Raw genomic sequence first — 18,054 nt, forward strand, 5'->3', positions numbered from 1 at the left:
ATCAAGACGTTCAATCTAGCTGCGGCGGCTCCGCCGCCCCTATCCCACGGTTGAAAGGTTTCATCCATGTACGAAATCCTCGAAAACGAAATCCTGGCGCCGAACCTCCACCGGCTGACGGTGAAGGCGCCCCGCGTGGCCGGCGCCCGCAAGCCCGGGCAGTTCGTCATCGTCCGGGCCGACCGGGGGGACGAGCGTATCCCTCTCACCATCGGCGACGCCGACCCGGCCGCCGGGACCGTCACCCTCTTCATCCAGGCCATCGGCGCCTCTACCCGCAAGATCGTCGACATCCCCGTGGGCGGGGCACTCCGGGACGTGGCCGGTCCCCTGGGGCAGGCGACCCACATCGGGAACTGGGGCCGGGTTGCCTGTGTCGGCGGCGGGGTCGGCACGGCGGTCCTCTTCCCCCTGGCCCGGGCCCTGGCCGAGGCGGGGAACCAGGTGACCACGGTTATCGGCGGCCGCTCCGAGCAGTACATCATCCTGGCCGACGAGCTGGCGGCCTTTTCCGCTGAGGTGCTCATCACCACCGAGGATGGGAGCCGCGGCCGCAAGGGTTTCGTCACCCATGCGCTGGCTGACCTCATCGCCGACCCGGCCAAGGCGCCCAAGGTGGTGCTCGCCGTTGGGCCGGTGCCGATGATGCGGGCTGTGGCGGAGTTGACCCGTCCCCACGGCATCGAGACCGTGGTGAGCCTTAATCCCATCATGATCGACGGCACCGGCATGTGCGGCGGCTGCCGCGTGGTGGTGGGGGGAGAGTCGAAGTTCGCCTGCGTTGACGGGCCTGAGTTCGACGGCCACCTGGTGGATTTCGACGGTCTCAGCGACCGGCTCACCACCTACCGCAGCTTCGAGGAGCGGGCCCGCCATGCCGCCACCGAGTGCCGGCTCACGAAGGAGGTGGCCAATGGCTAACGATCTCAGCATGAAGGAGCGGCTCGCTCTCGGCCGGGTCCACATGCCCGAGCTGGACGCCACAATCCGGAGCCGCAACTTTGAGGAGGTGAACAGGGGGCTCGGGATGGAGGACGCGGTTCAGGAGGCGAAGCGCTGCATCCAGTGCAAGCACCGCCCCTGTGTGGAAGGGTGCCCCGTGGGGGTCTCCATCCCCGAGTTCCTGGACGCCCTGGCGACGGAGGATCTCCCCGAGTCGGCCCGTATCCTCCAGGGTGACAACGCCCTGCCGGCGGTCTGCGGGCGGGTCTGCCCCCAGGAGACCCAGTGCGAGGCCAAGTGCGTCCGCGGGGTGAAGGGGGAGCCGGTGGCAATCGGCTACCTGGAGCGCTTCGTAGCCGACTGGGCCATGGCCAACCGGGAGAAGCTGGCGAAGGTCGAGCTTCCGCCAGCCACCGGCAAACGGGTGGCAGTGGTCGGCTGCGGCCCGGCCGGGCTCACCGCCGCCGGCGAACTGGCCCGGGCAGGGCACGGGGTAACCATCTTCGAGGCGCTCCACGACACCGGCGGGGTGCTCCGCTACGGCATCCCCGAGTTTCGCCTCCCCAAGGAGATCATCGACGTGGAGGTCTCCCGCCTCGTCGAAATGGGAGTGGAGATCGAGTGCAACGTCATCGTCGGCAAGACCCTCACCCTGGGGCAGCTCAGGGAGGAGTTCGACGCGGTCTTCATCGCCAACGGCGCCGGGCTCCCCACCATGCTCAATATCCCGGGGGAGAACCTCAAAGGGGTCTACTCGGCAAACGAGTTCCTGACCCGGGTGAACCTCATGGAGGCGGGTAGAAATCCCGATGCACCAACGCCGATCATCGCCGGGCGCCAGGTGGCGGTCATCGGCGGCGGCAACACCGCCATGGACTGCGTCCGCACCGCCCGTCGCCTCGGCGCCGAGAGGGCCATGATCGTCTACCGCCGCGGCGAGGCCGAGATGCCGGCCCGGGTGGAGGAGATCAAGCACGCCAAGGAGGAGGGGGTCGAGTTCGTTATGCTCACCGCGCCCCTGGAGATCGTCGGCACCGAGGACGGCTGGGTCGCGGCGCTCCGCTGCCGGCGGATGGAGCTGGGGCCGCCCGACGACTCCGGGCGCCGCAAGCCGGTGCCGGTCGAAGGCTCCGACTTCGACCTCCCCGCCGAAGTGGTGGTGAACGCCGTCGGCACCCGGGCCAATCCGCTCCTCACCGCCACCGCCCCGGACCTGGACCTGAACCGGTGGGGAAACATTGTGGCGGACGAGAACGGTGCCACCAGCATCCCCGGCGTCTTTGCGGGGGGCGATATGGTGCGGGGCGGGGCCACCGTCATCCTCGCCATGGGTGACGGCAAGCGGGCCGCCGCGGCCATTGGTGCGCATCTGGCCTGACGCGGTTTCTCTACGCGCAAAAAGCCGCTCCACTCTGTTTCGGACAGGGGGAGCGGCTTTTTTAATTGAATTAATACCCGACAGGGAGTGATGAATGTTTTTTCTCTCGGCAGTTGTGGTGTACACTTGAATGCCGGACGACAAAGGGAGGCCCCCCATGCTGTTGGAGCAACTGGTTGAACAGGCCGCGCAGCCTCCGAAGTACGACTGGGATGCCTACTACCGCTGGCTGTTCAGCACCCTTGCCGGCCGGGAGGTATCCCGTTTCGATTTCTGGCAGTGCCCCCACTGTCTCACCATCAACTTTTTCCTCCCGGCCCAGCGGTACGGAAAGTGCCGCGGGTGCGACCTGATTCACCTTCCCTAGTTTTCCCTCATCGGGCAGTCGTTTGTGCAAACCACAAACCTTGGCACAGTCACCCAGCCGTTCCGTCAGCATTAGCCGCTGCGGCCGGTAGGTGCATCTGCATCTCTGTCCCCCTTAAAACAAACTTTGTGCCATTTTGGAGCATAGTGCGCTAAAATGGAACGATAGCCTTTGTTTCGAAATGGAACAGCGGCAACGGGCCACTATGGCGCAATATGACGTAAACGGCAGGTTTATGTCTTTTGCACGGGAATTGCAGACGTATACACCTGTATACGGTGTCATTCTCGCCGGTCGGTGGCGTGAGACGGCGGAAAACTGGCCGGTTCCAAAAGGAGACAGTGTGAATATCAGCAAGTTTGTGGCGCCGGAGATCATCTTCGGCCGGGGCTCCCTGAGCCAGATCGGGGAGAGCGCCGCCCGCATCGGCGCCTCCAAGGTGTTCCTGGTCAGCGATGAGGATGTGATTAATGCCGGATGGGTGGAGCAGGCGCTGCACTACCTCCACGCCGTCGGCCTGGAAACGGAAATCTACTCGTCCCTCACCTCCAATCCCAAGGATTTCGAGGTTACGCAGGGAGCACAACGGTACCTGGCCTCGGGGTGCGACGCCATTGTTGCCGTTGGCGGTGGCAGCCCCACCGACGTGGCCAAGGCAGTGGCCATCCTTGCCAGCAACGGCGGCCAGTTGCGTGATTATGAGGGAATCAACAAGATTTCCCGGCCGCTCCCCCCCATGGTGATCGTCCCGTCCACCGCGGGCGCCGGTTCCGAGGTGAGCCAGTTCGCCATCATCGTCGACACGGAGCGGAAGCTGAAGATGTCCATCATCTCCAAGTCCCTGGTGCCTGACATCGCCATCGTCGACCCGGAGCTCCTCAGGACCAAGGACGCCAAGCTGGCCGCCGCCACGGGCATGGATGCCCTTACCCACGGCATCGAGTCCTACGTCTCACTGGCGGCGACCCCCCTCACCGACATCCACGCCTGCAAAGCGATCCAGCTCATTGCGGCCAACCTGCGGCGAGCGGTGGCCGACCGCCAGGACATGGAGGCGAACACCAATATGGCCATGGCGAGCCTCACCGCCGGCATCGCCTTCTCCAACGCCATCCTCGGCGCCACCCACGCCATGACCCACCAGGTGGACGGCCTCCTGGACGAGCATCACGGCGAGGCCAACGCCTCGATCCTGCCGCATGTCATGGAGTTCAACCTCCCGGCCTGCCCCGAGCGCTTCAAGCATATCGCCTGGTCCCTGGGGAAGGACGTGCGCAACACCAGTGCCGAGGCGGGGGCACGGCTGGCCATCGAGGGGATCCGCGAGCTGATCGCCGATATCGGCCTCGCCAAGGGGCTCGGCGCCATGGGGCTGCGGGAGGAGTTCATCCCGCTTTTGAGCCGCAACGCCCTGAACGATGCCTGTCTGGTGACCAATCCGCGCAACGCCACGGTGGAAGACATCGAAATAATATTTCGCAAGGCGATGTAACCGGGGAGAGCCATGGACAACAGGGAAAAGCTGCTGGAGCAGTTGACCGGGGTCGACTCCTCCAAGCTCAACTACTATATCGAGCTGAAAAAACGGAACCAGGAGATCCTCAAGCAGAACAGCCGCCTGGAGATCCTTCAGCAGCTCACCCGGGACATCAACATCGACATGTCCATTGAGGATATCCTGGAACGGGCTTTCACCAAGTTTCCCCAGACCCTTCCCTGTGATTTTCTCGGCCTGGTGACGCTTCGCAACGGCGCGCTGCGGCTCAAGGCCCTGATGCCGAAGGATTTCTGCCGGATTGACAACTTTCCCGCCCATTCCCCCACGTTGAATGTCATCCGGGACAAAAAGGCCGGCATCTTCAACCAGACAGCCGAAGAGCTGAGCCATGTCCAGATCAATCCCCGCTATCCGGGACCGCTCCGGGCCCTGGCGGTTGCCCCCATGTTCAAGCGGGACGAGGTGATCGGCGCCCTCATCGTCGCCAGCATTGTCGACGGGGCCTACAATGAGTCGGATCTGAGCTTTGTGCAGCATCTGGCCGACCAGTTGTCCATCAGCATCCAGAATGCCCGTCTCTACAAACAGGTTTCCCGGGCCAAGAAGGAGTGGGAAGAGACCTTCCTGGCGGTCACCGACCCGATTTTCCTGATCGATACTGATTACAACGTGCTGCTCCACAACAACCGGCTTCCGCCGGCCATGAGCGGGTTCTGGAACCAGGCGGTGAGCAACAAGTGTTTTGCCAGGCTCCACGGCCGGACCCATCCCTGCGATAACTGCCCCATCAAGGAGGTCCAGCGGACCCTGAAGCCGGTTTTCCAGCGCTGGCAGACCGACACGGGGCTGATTCTCGACCTTTCCTACTACCCGGTGCTCAACGAAGAGAAGCAGCTCTCGGCGGTGACGATCATCATCAAGGATGTCACCGACAAGACCAAGATGGAGGCTCAGCTGGTGCAGACGGCGAAGCTGGCGGCACTGGGGGAGATGGCGGCCGGGGTCGCCCACGAGCTGAACAGCCCCATGACGGTCATCATCGGCACGGCCCAGCTGCTGGCCAGGGATCTCCAGCAGGATGGCCAGTACGACAGGGCAGAGGTGCTGGAAGATATTGTCAATTCCGGCATTCGCTGCAAACGGATCATCCAGAACCTGCTGACCTTTTCGCGGCAGAACCAGCCGCCGGTGATGGATATCGACCTCAATGCCGAGGTTGAGCGGGTGCTCAGCATGATCCAGTACCAGATAAACCGGAGCCAGATCAGGATCGTCGAACAGCTGGCCCCCTTTCTCCCCCGGCTCACCGCCAACGGTCCCCAGATCCAGCAAGTATTGACCAACTTCCTGATCAACGCCCGGGATGCCCTGGGTGATGTGGAGCGCAGGGAAAAAGTCATCACGGTGGCCACTTCGCTGCTGGTCAAGCATGGAAAGAGCTGGGCAGTTCTCAGCGTGAAGGACAATGGCACCGGCATCGCGCCGGAGAACCTGTCCAAGATCTTCACCCCGTTTTACACGAGCAAGGAAGCGACCAAGGGGACCGGGCTCGGCCTTTCGGTAAGCCTGGGTATTGCCGAGTCCCATAACGGAACCATTGAGGTGGAGAGCAAGCAGGGGGAGGGGAGCACGTTCTCGCTGCTCCTTCCCGTCGAGCAGTAAGAATTTTATTCATATTTTTTGACATTAACGGACCCCCCTCAGTCCCCCCCCTACAAGGTAGGGGAGAAGCGAGCAACGCGAGCAGGGGGGTGAGCAGCCGGATCATGCTCAAGAAACCCATGGCGGAGTGTTATCATGTCACAGATACAGGTATTGATTATCGACGATGAGGCGGATGTCTGCACTTTTTTCCGCCGCCTGCTGGCGCGAAAAGGGTACGGGGTCGTCACCGCATCGAACGAGCCGGACGCCCTGCGGGCCATCGGAGAAAACAGTTTCAACGTGGCCATGGTGGACCTTAAGCTGCCGGATACCGACGGTCTGACCCTTCTGAAGGCGATCAAGGCCCGGCAGCCTTCCTGCGAAGTCATCATCATGACCGGTTACAGCACCATCAAGACGGCCGTCACGGCGATGCAACTCGGGGCATACGAGTACCTGGAAAAGCCCTTCGAAGACATCGATGAGATAGAGGCTCTGGTTGAAAAGGCCGCCAGCCACGGCCTCAACCTCCAGCAGGGAAGCGCCGACGCGGAGGAGTGGGCCGGCGTGGCCCGGGCAGTCGGTTTCCGGGTGGGCGCCTCGCCGGCCATGAGGCGGCTCGTGTCCGTGGCCCACAAAATTGCCGCCAAGAATGTGACTGTCCTGATCCAGGGGAATACCGGCACCGGTAAGGAAGTTCTGGCCCGCTTCATCCACGCCGCCTCCGGGCGGGCCGACCAGGCGTTCATCCCGGTAAACTGCGGCGCCCTGCCGGAAAACCTTCTGGAGAGTGAGTTGTTCGGTCACGAGAAGGGGGCTTTCACCGGCGCCAACCAGCCCCGCCGCGGCATTTTCGAGTTGGCCAACCACGGGACGCTGTTTCTCGACGAGATCGGTGACGCCAGCCCGCAGATCCAGGTAAAGCTGCTGCGGGTGCTGGAGACCGGCGAATTCATGCGCGTCGGTGGTGAAAAGCCGATCAAGACCGACGTGCGGGTCATCGCTGCGACCAATGTCGATCTGGAGCAGGCCATTCGTGAGAAAACGTTCCGCGAGGACCTGTACTACCGGCTCAACGTGGTACGGCTCGAAATTCCACCGCTGCGCTCCCGCCTTGAAGACATCCCCCAACTTGCGGAGCACTTTGTCCGGCAGCTCAATCCTGATTTCCGGATTTCACCCGAGGCGTTGCGCCTCCTGCAGGGGTACGGCTGGCCGGGCAACATACGCCAGCTTGCCAACGTTATGCGGCGTGCCGTGGTTATGTGCAGCGGCGACACCATAATGCCTGACCACTTGGGGAGCACGCTGGTGAACGGAGCCGATGCAGCCGACAACATATCGCCGCCGGTCGGCGGAGACGAACCGTCGGCTGGTGTCCTTTCCCAGGAGCATCTCCCTGGGCGCACGCTCTCTATCCCCGATGTGCGGACGATGAATCCGGATGAGTTGAAGACCATGCTCGATTCACTGCACGCCTTGGAAACCAGGCTGATCTCGGCCATGCGGGAGAGGGGGATGGCACCTCCCGCCCCCCCATGTCTCAAGGATACTGAAGAGGAAACCATCCGGCGGGCGCTGGAGCAGTACCGGTGGAACATAACGGAGACGGCGAAAGTCCTCGGTATCGGCAGGAACACCCTCTACAGAAAAATCAAACAGTTCGATCTGGCCGGCTCCTGAGCGGCTTCCGCCGCGCTTGTCACGCTCTCTAGCGACAAAGGGTTTGGAAAAAATGCTGGACATCCAAACCCGTTTTTTATATTTTGGAATGAACGTTCATTCCGATTATAGAGAGGTGCGTATGACCAAGCCGGAAAGACGGGACGAGATTGTCCGGGCGGCCCTTGAGCTTATCGCAGAGCACGGCTTTCACGGTGCTCCCATGGCGCTCATCGCAGAGCGTGCAGGGGTGGGGGCCGGCACGATCTACCGGTATTTCGAGAACAAGGACGTGCTGATTAATGAACTGTATCGGGGGCTGGAAGAGAGAATCTACCCCGTCATTACGGAGGGGTATGTGGAGTTGAAAGCGTTCAGGGGGCGGTTTCTCCATCTCGGCACGGCGCTTCTCCGCTATTTTATCAAAAATCCTCTTGATTTTCGCTATCTGGAGCAATTCCACAATTCTCCTTACGGGGTGGCGTTCCGCCGGGAAAAGCTTCTGGGGGAACGGGAAGGGTGTGACGTCTACCACGAGCTGTTCAAAGAGGGGGTTGCCCAGCAGGTTCTGAAGGACGTTCCGCTGCCGATTTTCTTCGCCCTGTCCTTTGGTCCACTCCTGGCCGTCGCGCGTGATCACATCCTCGGTTTCATCGAACTGGACGACGCCCTTATTGCCCGCACCATCGAGGCGTGCTGGGATGCGGTGAAAAGGTAGGAGGCTCGGCGATCTCCTGTCGTTGATTGACTGCGGAATGAATGTTCATTCTTGACGCGGTGGAGGACGCTGTTCATGGGGCGAATCCGCTGAAAGGGAATGACGCGTATGACTCTGTTTATCGTGGCAACCATGGCGGTCTGGGCACTTACGGCCATTATCGTTTTTTTTGGGAAAAACAAGTAACTGGCCGTGTGGCCGGCAATTTATGAACAGTATCGAGGTGTGTATGCAACCCATGTACAGAACACGACTGATGGCCGTAGCGGGACTTCTTGCGGTCGGGATAATGATGGCCGGTTGCGGCAAGAAGAACGCGGCAGCTCCCCCTGCCAGCGGCCCTCCCGAAGTGGGGGTGATCGTTGTCAAGCCTGAGCGCGTTGCCCTGACCACGGAGCTGCCGGGCCGGACGTCGCCGCTTCTGATTGCCGAAGTTCGCCCCCAGGTAAGCGGGATCATCCAGAAGCGCCTGTTTGTCGAAGGTTCCGACGTGAAGGCGGGGCAGGTCCTCTACCAGATTGACCCGGCCACGTACCAGGCTGCCTTTGCCAGTGCCAAGGCAGCCCTTGCCCGGGCCGAGGCCAATCTCATACCGGCACGGCTGAAGGAAGAGCGCTTCCGTGACCTGGTCAAGATCAAAGCCGTGAGCCAGCAGGACTATGACGACGCCAATGCCGCTCTCAAACAGGCCGAAGCCGACGTGGCCTCCGCCAAGGCTGCGGTGGAGACGGCCAGGATCAATCTGGCCTACACAAAGGTGACCGCCCCCATCTCCGGCCGCATCGGCCGCTCGGCCATCACCGACGGGGCGCTGGTGACCGCCAATCAGGCCACGGCCCTGGCCACCATCCAGCAGCTCAGCCCTATCTATGTGGATGTCACCCAGTCCAGCGCCGAGTTGCTGAAGCTGAAGCAGAACCTGGCCAGCGGCATTATGAAGGACAACGCCGCGGCCCAGGCCAAGGTCAAGCTCCTGCTGGAAGACGGCAGCCCCTATCCGTTGCCGGGAACGCTGAAGTTTTCGGAAGTGACCGTTGACCAGAGCACCGGCTCAATCACCCTGCGGGCGGTTTTCCCCAACCCGAAGCAGACCCTGCTCCCCGGCATGTTCGTGCGCGCCATCGTGGAAGAGGGGGTGAGCGACCAGGCGATGCTGGTTCCGCAGCGGGGTGTGACCCGCAATCCCCAAGGTGAGGCCATGGTCCTGGTGGTGGGGGCCGAGGAGAAGGTGGAGCCGCGGATCATCAAGGTCGTCCGGACCGTGGGGGAGAACTGGCTGGTGAGCGACGGCCTGAAAGCCGGCGACCGGGTCATCCTGGAGGGAATCCAGAAGGCACGGCCGGGCACACAGGTGAAAGCCGTACCGTTCGGGGCAAAGCCGGAGGCTGCTGCCCCCGCGGCAGCGAGTCAGGCGGCGAGTGCCAAAAAATAGGCTGTCTGCGTTGCGATCCTAAGGCCTCGCCTCCCTGTTTCCACGGGGGAATACGCATTAAGGAGCTCCTTTCATGTCCCGCTTTTTCATAAACAGACCAATTTTTGCCTGGGTTATCTCCATCATGGTCATGCTGGGGGGGCTTTTGGCCATCAAGACCTTGCCGGTTTCCCAGTATCCGCCCATCGCGCCGCCCCAGATCACCATTAACGCCATGTATCCGGGGGCTTCGGCCCAGACGGTGCAGGATACGGTTACCCAGGTCATCGAGCAGAAGCTGAACGGCATCGACAACCTGATCTACATGTCATCCACCAGCGACTCGGCCGGGGCCGTGGCCATCAACCTGACCTTCAAGGCCGGCACCGATCCCAATATCGCCCAGGTTCAGGTGCAGAACAAGCTGCAGCTGGCCACGCCGCTTCTCCCCCAGATCGTTCAGCGGCAGGGGATCCAGGTGGTTAAGTCCACCAAGAACTTCCTGATGATCGTCGGCCTGGTTTCGGAAGACGGTTCGTTGACGCGCGATACCCTGACCGACTACCTGGTCTCAAACGTTCAGGATATCATCAGCCGCACCGAAGGGGTGGGCGAGGTAACGGTCTTCGGCTCCCAGAACGCCATGCGGATCTGGCTGGATCCTGCCAAGCTGAACAATTTTCATCTGACCACCAATGATGTAATTGCAGCGATTCAGGCGCAGAACGCCCAGGTTTCGGCCGGCCAGTTCGGCGGCAGCCCTGCCGTCCACGGGCAGCAGCTGAATGCAACTATCACCGCCCGCACCCTGCTCCAGACTCCGGAGCAGTTTAACAACATCATCCTGCGTACGAACCCCGACGGCTCCACGGTCAAGCTGAAAGACGTGGCCGAGGCCAAGGTCGGTACCGAGAATTACGATATCGAAGCCCGCTACAAGGGAAAACCGCTGGGCGGCATGGCGATCAGGCTGGCGGCCGGCGCCAACGCGCTGGATACGGGTGAGCGGGTCAAGGCCAAGATGGAGGAGCTCTCCCGCTACTTCCCCGCCGGCATGAAGGTTGTCTATCCCTACGACACCACCCCCTTTGTGAAGATCTCCATCAAGGAGGTGGTCAAGACCCTGGTTGAGGCCGTCTTCCTGGTCTTCATCATCATGTTCCTGTTCCTGCAGAACATCCGGGCGACTCTTATTCCGACCATCGCCGTGCCGGTTGTTCTCCTGGGGACCATGGGGGTGCTGGCGGCCGCAGGATTCTCCATCAACACCCTGACCATGTTCGCGCTGGTCATCGTCATCGGCCTGCTGGTGGACGACGCCATCGTCGTGGTGGAGAACGTGGAACGGATCATGTCCGAGGAGGGGCTCTCTCCCCACGACGCCACCATCAAGTCCATGGGGCAGATCACCAGCGCTCTTTGGGGAATCGCCACCGTGCTGTCGGCCGTCTTCCTTCCCATGGCCTTCTTCGGCGGCTCCACCGGCGTTATTTACCGTCAGTTCTCGATCACCATCATCTCGGCCATGATCCTGTCGGTACTGGTGGCCCAGATACTGACGCCGGCCCTCTGCTCCACCTTGCTCAAGCCGGTAGAAAAGGGACATACCCCGGGTGAATGCGGCTGGTTCTGCCAGTTCTTCCGCCACTTCAACAGGGGGTTCGACTGGGCACGGGAGAAATACGAAGGGCTCGTTGGCCGCTCCTTCGGCAAGCCGGTCCGGTACCTGGTGGTTTACGGCGGCATCGTGGCGGCCATGGTGTTCTTCTTCCTGCGGCTGCCGACGGCCTTCCTGCCGGACGAGGACCAGGGGTTCATCATCTGTCAGGTCCAGTTGCCCGCCGGAGCCACCAAGGAGCGGACCATCAAGGTCATCGAGGAGCTTGAGCACCATTTCCTTGAGCGGGAGAAAAAGACCGTGGAGGCCATCATTACCGTGGCCGGCTTCAGCTTCGCCGGTCGCGGCCAGAACATGGGCCTCGCCTTCGTCAAGCTGAAGGATTGGGAGCTGCGCCCGACCCCCGACATGAAGGCGCCGGCCGTTGCCGGCAGGGCTATGGCGGCATTCTCGAAGATCAAAGACGGTATGGCCTTTGCTTTTTCACCGCCGGCGGTGGTGGAGCTGGGGCAGGCCAACGGCTTTGACTTCATGCTGCAGGACCGCAGCGGCCTGGGACATGACAAGCTGATGGAGGCTCGCAACCAGCTGTTAGGTATGGCCATGAAGAATCCGAAGCTGATGGCGGTTCGTCCCAACGGCCAGGATGACTCCCCACAGTTCAAACTTGATATCGATGATGTGCGGGCCGGAGCGCTGGGCGTGTCGCAGACCAGTATCAACGAAGTTCTTTCAACTGCCTGGGGCAGTTCCTACGTGAACGACTTCATCGAGAACGGGCGGGTCAAGAAGGTCTATCTCCAGGCCGACGCAAGGTACCGCATGCTGCCGGAAGATATCGGCAAGTGGTATGTACGCAATAACAACGGGGAGATGGTGCCGTTCTCCGCCTTTGCCACCGCCCACTGGCAATACGGTTCACCACGTCTGGAACGCTATAACGGTATTCCGTCCGTGGAGATCATGGGCCAGGCCGCGCCGGGGGTGAGCACCGGCGAGGCCATGGCCGAAATGGAGAAGATGGCGGCTCAGCTGCCTGCGGGCATCGGCTATGAATGGACCGGTCTTTCCTATGAGGAGAAACAGGCAGGCGCCCAGGCTCCGGCACTCTACGCCATCTCGCTGCTGGTGGTGTTCCTGGCCGTGGCCGCCCTCTACGAAAGCTGGACGATCCCCTTCGTCAACCTGCTGATGCTTCCCCTCGGCCTGGTGGGCGCGGTGACCGCCGTTACTATGCGGGGACTGCCGAACGACGTCTATCTCCAGATTGGCCTTCTGACCACCGTGGGCCTTTCCACCAAAAACGCCATTCTGATCATCCAGTTCATCAAGGACCAGCTGCATCACGGGCATGATCTGGTGGAGGCCACCCTTCTGGCGGTGAAGATACGGTTGCGGCCGGTCATCATGACTTCGCTGGCATTCTTCTTCGGCACCCTGCCGCTGGCCCTCACCAAGGGGGCCGGGGCTGCGGCCCAGAACGCCATCGGAACGGCCGTCACCGGTGGTCTTCTCTCGGCCACCTTCATTGACCTGATTTTCATTCCGTTCTTCTTTGTTCTGGTGTCGAAGATCTTTGCCCGAAAGCAGTCTGCCGCCACGTCGACTGCTGCGGCAACACCGGAGGTGCACTAAGATGAAACCATGTAAGATACACGTTGTCCTGGCCGGGGCCGCGCTGCTCGTTACGGCGGGCTGCGCCACCATGGCGCCCCGGTATACTCAACCCGCCGCTCCGGTTCCGGCCGCCTGGCCCGAAGGCTCCGCCTACCAACAGGCGGCCGCGGCCGAGAAGCCGGTGGCCGACATACCCTGGCAGGAGTTTTTCGTGGACGAGAAGCTGCGGAAGCTGATCGCCCTTACCCTGGAGAACAACCGCGACCTGCGGGTGGCGGCTCTCAATATCGAGCGTTCCCGGGCCCAGTACCAGATCCGGCGCGCGGATCTCTTCCCGCAGGTGGACGCCAACGCCGACGCAACGTTCAAGCGGCAGCCCGAAGGATTGTCGGCCACTGGCCGGGCCGATACCATCGATCAGTACAGTGTCGGCCTCGGGGTCAGCTCCTACGAGCTGGACCTCTTCGGTCGGGTGCGCAGCCTCAAGGATCAGGCTCTGGAGCAGTACCTGGCCACGGAGCAGGCCCGGCGAAGCGTCCAGATCAGCCTCGTGTCGGAGGTGGCCGTCAACTACCTCTCCCTTGCCGCCGACCGCGAACGACTGAAACTGGCGCAGGAAACCCTGGTCAACCAGCAGGAATCCTACAAGCTCACCAAGAGCCGCTTCGACGCCGGCGTTTCCTCGGCCCTCGATCTGCACCAGGCCCAGACCAGCGTTGACGCCGCCCGGGTCGACATCGCCCGCTTCACCACTCTGGTGGCTCAGGATATAAACGCGCTGAATCTCGTGGTCGGTTCGTCGGTGCCCGCGGAACTTCTTCCGCCGGCGCTCTCCGCAACCCTCACCGCTCTGGAGGACGTGGCGCCGGGGCTACCGTCAGACGTGCTTTTGCGGCGTCCCGACATACTCCAGGCCGAGAGCCTCCTGAAAGGGGCCAATGCCAATATCGGTGCCGCCCGGGCCAATTTCTTCCCCCGCATCACCCTGGTTTCAAGCGTGGGCTTCGGCAGCGACGACTTGGCCGGGCTCTTCAAGGGGGATGCCTTCACCTGGAGCTTTGCGCCCCGTATCACCGTTCCGATCTTCACCGCCGGAGCCAACCAGGCCAATCTGAAGGTGGCTGAGGTGGATCGGGACATTGCCGTGGCCCGGTACGAGAAGGCGATCCAGACCGCCTTCCGCGAAGTGGCCGATGCCCTGGCCCAGCGTGGTACCATTGGCGACCAGTTGGCGGCCCAGCAGTCCCTCACCGACGCCACGGCCGAGAGTCACAAGCTCTCCCAGGCCCGCTACGAAAAGGGGGTGGACAACTATCTGCAAGTCCTGGATGCCCAGCGGGCTCTTTACAGTGCCCAGCAGAACCTGATCGGCGTACGGTTGTCGCGTTTGACCAATCTCGTTACGCTGTACCGGGTGCTGGGCGGCGGGAGCGAATAACTGGGCGGATACTGCGCGGGTAAGAACGGTCATGAGTGTCCTTGAGCCGGCAGCGCCACACAAGAACTGCATCCGGACCTTCCCATCTGCTGATCACCTGCGATGTGGCCAGCTTTCCTTGTCGGGGCTGCAGGTGCCGGCATCTGCCGGATAACCAGCAAACCGGTTGATACGGGCCGGCTACTGGCGGACATCCGGCACTTTCCCTAGGGAAAAGGTTGGCATGCCTTAGCCTGACCGTCCATATGCCGCTAGTGTTTCGCCGGATACGTTCCCGTCAAACATCTGCCGAAAAGGATGCTATAATTGTTCGGTGAATTAAACCTCATCGTATCCAGTATTCATCCTCCAGGCCAGAGGAGGACGTGACCGATGATCCGCTTTTCCAGATTCATGTCGTGGCAACTGGCGGTTCCGGTAGCAATGGCGATTCTGCTGACGCCTGCAGCCTTGCCCGCATTTCCGCAGCCCTCGCTCTCAATTGGCTCCGGGAACACCACAGGTTCTTACTATGTGTTTTCCAGCGCCATCGCAAAGATATTCAATCGCCGAAGCGCGGAATACGGAGTGCGGCTGACCACCGTTTCATCACAGGGGGCAGTGGCCAATGTCGAGAGCGTCTTGGAGGGGAAAACGGCCTTCGGGATAGCCCAGGCCGATGTGCTGCGGGATGCGGCACTGGGAACCGGCAGATGGGCAGGAAAGAGCCAGCCGGGCCTGCGCGCCGTTCTCGGGCTCCCGGTAGAAGCCGTGACCGTTGTCGCCGCCGTTGATGCCGGGATCAGCCGGATGAGCGACCTCAGGGGGAAGCGGGTCAATATCGGCGCCGAAGGGTCCTTTGATCATGACTATGCCGTGAGCCTGCTCCGTCTCTCCGGCCTACATCCGTCAGACGTGATCATTTCGGCCCATCCCGCCGCCCTCGCCTCCGAACTGCTGCAGAGCAACCATATCGACGCCTACATTTATACGGTGGCGCATCCGAATCTTGCGGTGATGGAGGCCAGCACCGGCCGCCGGAAGGTTCTCATGGTTCCCCTCGATACATCACTCATCGCACAGGTGACGGCGGAAAACCCGCTCCTGCTCCCTGCGGTGGTTCCCTCCACTTTTTACCCGGGGCTGGAGCGTGCCGGAGTGGTGCCTACCATCGGCATCCGGTCGATACTTTTCACCCGGTCCGACATGGCTGAGGAAACTGTCTATCGCCTGGTGCGGGAGATCATGACCTCCTTCGATCTTTTCAGGCGCCAGCATCCGGTCCTACAGGTCCTTTCCTCCCGCGAGGCTGCCGATGCCGCGGTCATTCCCCTTCATCCGGGAGCCGGCCGCTTTTTCCGGCAGGCCGGCATCGTTCCCTGAGCCATGTGTGGTGCGGTCATCAACCGTTTCTTCGGAGGATATAATGAGGCGGTCCATTGCTCTGCTTTGCCTGGCGTGGTTTTTTTTCCTCACTCCTGACGCAACGGCCGCAGTTCAAGCCTATTTTTACCCTTTTGTAAACCCCTACGAGGCAACGATCATGGAGTTGCCGAAACACCTCGAGGTCAGGCTCCCCGAAAAGGTCCCGGCCCGGGAGTTCACCCTGCGGGTGTTTCCTGGCCGCGAGATTCCCCCGGTCTTTTGGTATGAGGACGGTCTCGTCTGCACCCTGGCCTATCAGGATCATCGCGCTCCCCTTGTCTTTGTCATTGCCGGAACCGGTGCCGGCCATAACACCCCGCGCATGGTAAAGCTCCGGAACGCCCTGTACCAGGGAGGGTTCCACGTCATCTCCCTGACGTCGCCAAGCCATATGGATTTCGTGGTAAATGCCTCATCGGGTCTTCCCGGGGACCCCTTCGACGATGCCCGTGATCTCTACCGGGTCATGGAGATGGCCTATGACGCGGTGCGGGATACCATAGACGTTTCGGGCTTCGATCTTGCCGGCTACAGCCTTGGCGCGTTCAACGCGGCGTTTGTCGCCCGGCTCGACGAAGAGGAGAAACGATTCAATTTCAGCAAGGTTCTTCTCATCAACCCTCCGGTCAGCCTGTATGAGTCAGTGGCGGCCCTGGATCAACTGCTGGTGGAGAACGTCCCGCAGGGGATGGAGCAGTTCGACGCCTGGTTTCGCAGCGTTTTTACCGAATTCTCCCACGTCAGCAGGGAGGTGGGGCCGGGAAGTCTCAGCGGGGATTTCATCTACAGCGCCTATAAGCGGTTTCCTCCCAATGAGGAGAATCTCGCCGCACTCATCGGACTTTCTTTCCGCATGAGTGCAGCCAACATGATTTTCACCGCCGACGTCATGAACGGTGGCGGCTATATCGTCCCCAGAAATGCGAGGCTCACCGCCACCTCGTCCCTCACCCGCTACGCCACGGTCTCGTTGCACACGCGCTTCACCGACTATTTCGACGAATGGTTCTTTCCCAACCGCCGGCACCGCGAACCGTCCCTGACCCGTCAGGCTCTGCTGGCGCGCATGAGCCTCCGTTCCCAGGAGGCCTACCTGCGGAACGCGGACAAAGTCGGGCTGATCCATAACGAGGACGATATCATTCTCGCTCCGGGAGACATCGACTACCTCCAGGGAGTCTTTGGCGGACGAGCCCGGTTGTTCCCCACCGGTGGCCACATGGGAAACATGTTCCACCCCGACGTGGTCTCATTCATGATCGATTTTCTGGCCGGGAAGGAGAGGTGAGCCATGGGCACCGTCCTTGCGAGAATCAAGCTCCTGTTGGTGATCCTTGCGGCCCTTCTGCCGGCGGCGGGATGCAGTAGCCTTCCCCAGGCGGTTCCCGCTGACGCCTTGCCCCTGCGCACCTACGAGGATGTGGTCAAGGAGGGGATGTCACCGATGTTTGAAGTGGACGACTCCCTGGAAGGTTTCAACCGGGGAGTATACCGGTTCAACTACTATTTCGACGAGTTCCTGTTCCGTCCCGTTGTCCGCACCTACGAAACCATCATGCCCGATTACGCCGAAGAACGGGTTTCCAGTGCCATCGACAACATCGGCGAAGTGGGCAACCTCGCCAATAACCTCCTGCAGCTCAAGTTCAAGGCCGCCGGTATCACCGTGAGCCGCTTCGTCATCAACTCCACTGTCGGCGTTGCCGGGCTCTGGGATCCGGCCGGCGCCTGGGGCCTCAGGCGCCAGCCGGAGGATTTCGGCCAAACCCTCGGCCGCTACGGGGTAGGGAACGGCTCATATCTCGTTCTTCCGGTCCTGGGGCCATCCAATGTCCGGGACACAACCGGCCTTGCCGTGGACTCGGCAGCCTTCAATCTGGCCGGTCCCGCGGCCTGGGTCGACAATGCCGCCATTACCGCGGCCTACACCGGCACCTCCGCCGTGGACAGACGGCACCGGATACCGTTCCGCTATCGCCAGACCGGTTCGCCGTTCGAGTACGAATTGCTCCGGATGCTGTACACCATGAAGCGGGAGGACGACGTGGCCAACTGACGGAGCTGGGGGGAGGCCGTCACCCGCGCCGGCCTGAGCCGGCGGATTGCCGCGGGAATCGGAACCGTGGGTGATGCGTGGGGACGTGGCAGCGGCGATTGGAGATGCCCGGTACTACCTGAAGACGCGAAAGGAGATGTCGTGAAACCAGCCAGGATAGCCCTCTATGTGCTTATCGCGCTGCTCGCCATGATGGCGGCCCTGTATGTGTTAACCAGAGAGCCGCACCCGGATTGGCCCATCAACCTGATCCACCTTCTGTTCAAGCACTGAGCCGTCTGCGTTCCGGGAGCAGAGAACG

15 protein-coding genes are annotated in these 18,054 nt (G+C 61.7%); all 15 read left to right on the forward strand.

Annotation, left to right across the window (positions count from 1 at the left end; translation table 11 throughout):
• Positions 1-66 precede the first annotated feature (66 nt).
• The 15 genes from AABA48_RS01205 (at position 67) to AABA48_RS01275 (ending at position 18,026) form a co-directional block, all read left to right on the forward strand.
• Positions 67-921 carry a sulfide/dihydroorotate dehydrogenase-like FAD/NAD-binding protein gene (locus tag AABA48_RS01205; RefSeq protein WP_338270821.1) on the forward strand — a complete coding sequence of 285 codons (855 nt, stop codon included), beginning with the start codon at positions 67-69 and terminating at the stop codon, positions 919-921.
• Entirely contained in the window at positions 914-2,320 is a 1,407-nt protein-coding gene (gene gltA, locus AABA48_RS01210; RefSeq protein ID WP_192905480.1) for an NADPH-dependent glutamate synthase, read from the forward strand. Before AABA48_RS01205 ends, gltA begins: the two co-directional genes overlap by 8 nt.
• 157 nt (positions 2,321-2,477) lie before the next feature.
• On the forward strand, positions 2,478-2,687 hold the full coding sequence (locus AABA48_RS01215; protein WP_192905481.1) for a hypothetical protein: 210 nt from the start codon (positions 2,478-2,480) through the stop codon (positions 2,685-2,687).
• A gap of 343 nt (positions 2,688-3,030) precedes the next feature.
• On the forward strand, positions 3,031-4,179 hold the full coding sequence (locus AABA48_RS01220; protein WP_286351740.1) for an iron-containing alcohol dehydrogenase: 1,149 nt from the start codon (positions 3,031-3,033) through the stop codon (positions 4,177-4,179).
• A gap of 12 nt (positions 4,180-4,191) precedes the next feature.
• A complete protein-coding gene (locus AABA48_RS01225; RefSeq protein ID WP_286351741.1) occupies positions 4,192-5,847 on the forward strand; it encodes a GAF domain-containing sensor histidine kinase in 1,656 nt (551 codons plus the stop codon).
• Positions 5,848-5,982: 135 nt separating this feature from the next.
• Positions 5,983-7,512: a sigma-54-dependent transcriptional regulator gene (locus AABA48_RS01230; RefSeq protein ID WP_286351742.1), complete on the forward strand. Its 1,530-nt coding sequence runs from the start codon at positions 5,983-5,985 to the stop codon at positions 7,510-7,512.
• A gap of 121 nt (positions 7,513-7,633) precedes the next feature.
• Complete coding sequence (locus AABA48_RS01235; RefSeq protein ID WP_286351743.1) at positions 7,634-8,209, forward strand: TetR/AcrR family transcriptional regulator; 576 nt, start codon at positions 7,634-7,636, stop codon at positions 8,207-8,209.
• A 41-nt stretch (positions 8,210-8,250) separates the two neighbouring features.
• Positions 8,251-8,421, forward strand: coding sequence for a hypothetical protein (locus AABA48_RS01240; RefSeq protein ID WP_286351744.1), 171 nt, complete (start codon positions 8,251-8,253; stop codon positions 8,419-8,421).
• Between the two features lie 17 nt (positions 8,422-8,438).
• On the forward strand, positions 8,439-9,641 hold the full coding sequence (locus tag AABA48_RS01245; RefSeq protein WP_286351745.1) for an efflux RND transporter periplasmic adaptor subunit: 1,203 nt from the start codon (positions 8,439-8,441) through the stop codon (positions 9,639-9,641).
• Positions 9,642-9,714: 73 nt separating this feature from the next.
• Entirely contained in the window at positions 9,715-12,873 is a 3,159-nt protein-coding gene (locus AABA48_RS01250) for an efflux RND transporter permease subunit (protein WP_286351746.1), read from the forward strand.
• Position 12,874: 1 nt separating this feature from the next.
• Positions 12,875-14,293, forward strand: coding sequence for an AdeC/AdeK/OprM family multidrug efflux complex outer membrane factor (adeC, locus tag AABA48_RS01255; RefSeq protein ID WP_286351747.1), 1,419 nt, complete (start codon positions 12,875-12,877; stop codon positions 14,291-14,293).
• A 372-nt stretch (positions 14,294-14,665) separates the two neighbouring features.
• Complete coding sequence (locus tag AABA48_RS01260; RefSeq protein ID WP_286351748.1) at positions 14,666-15,655, forward strand: TAXI family TRAP transporter solute-binding subunit; 990 nt, start codon at positions 14,666-14,668, stop codon at positions 15,653-15,655.
• Positions 15,656-15,815: 160 nt separating this feature from the next.
• Positions 15,816-16,985, forward strand: coding sequence for an alpha/beta fold hydrolase (locus AABA48_RS01265; protein ID WP_286351749.1), 1,170 nt, complete (start codon positions 15,816-15,818; stop codon positions 16,983-16,985).
• A gap of 3 nt (positions 16,986-16,988) precedes the next feature.
• A complete protein-coding gene (locus tag AABA48_RS01270) occupies positions 16,989-17,753 on the forward strand; it encodes an MlaA family lipoprotein (protein ID WP_286351750.1) in 765 nt (254 codons plus the stop codon).
• Positions 17,754-17,894: 141 nt separating this feature from the next.
• Entirely contained in the window at positions 17,895-18,026 is a 132-nt protein-coding gene (locus AABA48_RS01275) for a hypothetical protein (RefSeq protein WP_010943326.1), read from the forward strand.
• Positions 18,027-18,054 lie beyond the last annotated feature (28 nt).

This window comes from Geobacter sp. 60473, assembly GCF_036323535.1.
GTDB classification, from domain to species: domain Bacteria; phylum Desulfobacterota; class Desulfuromonadia; order Geobacterales; family Geobacteraceae; genus Geobacter; species Geobacter sulfurreducens.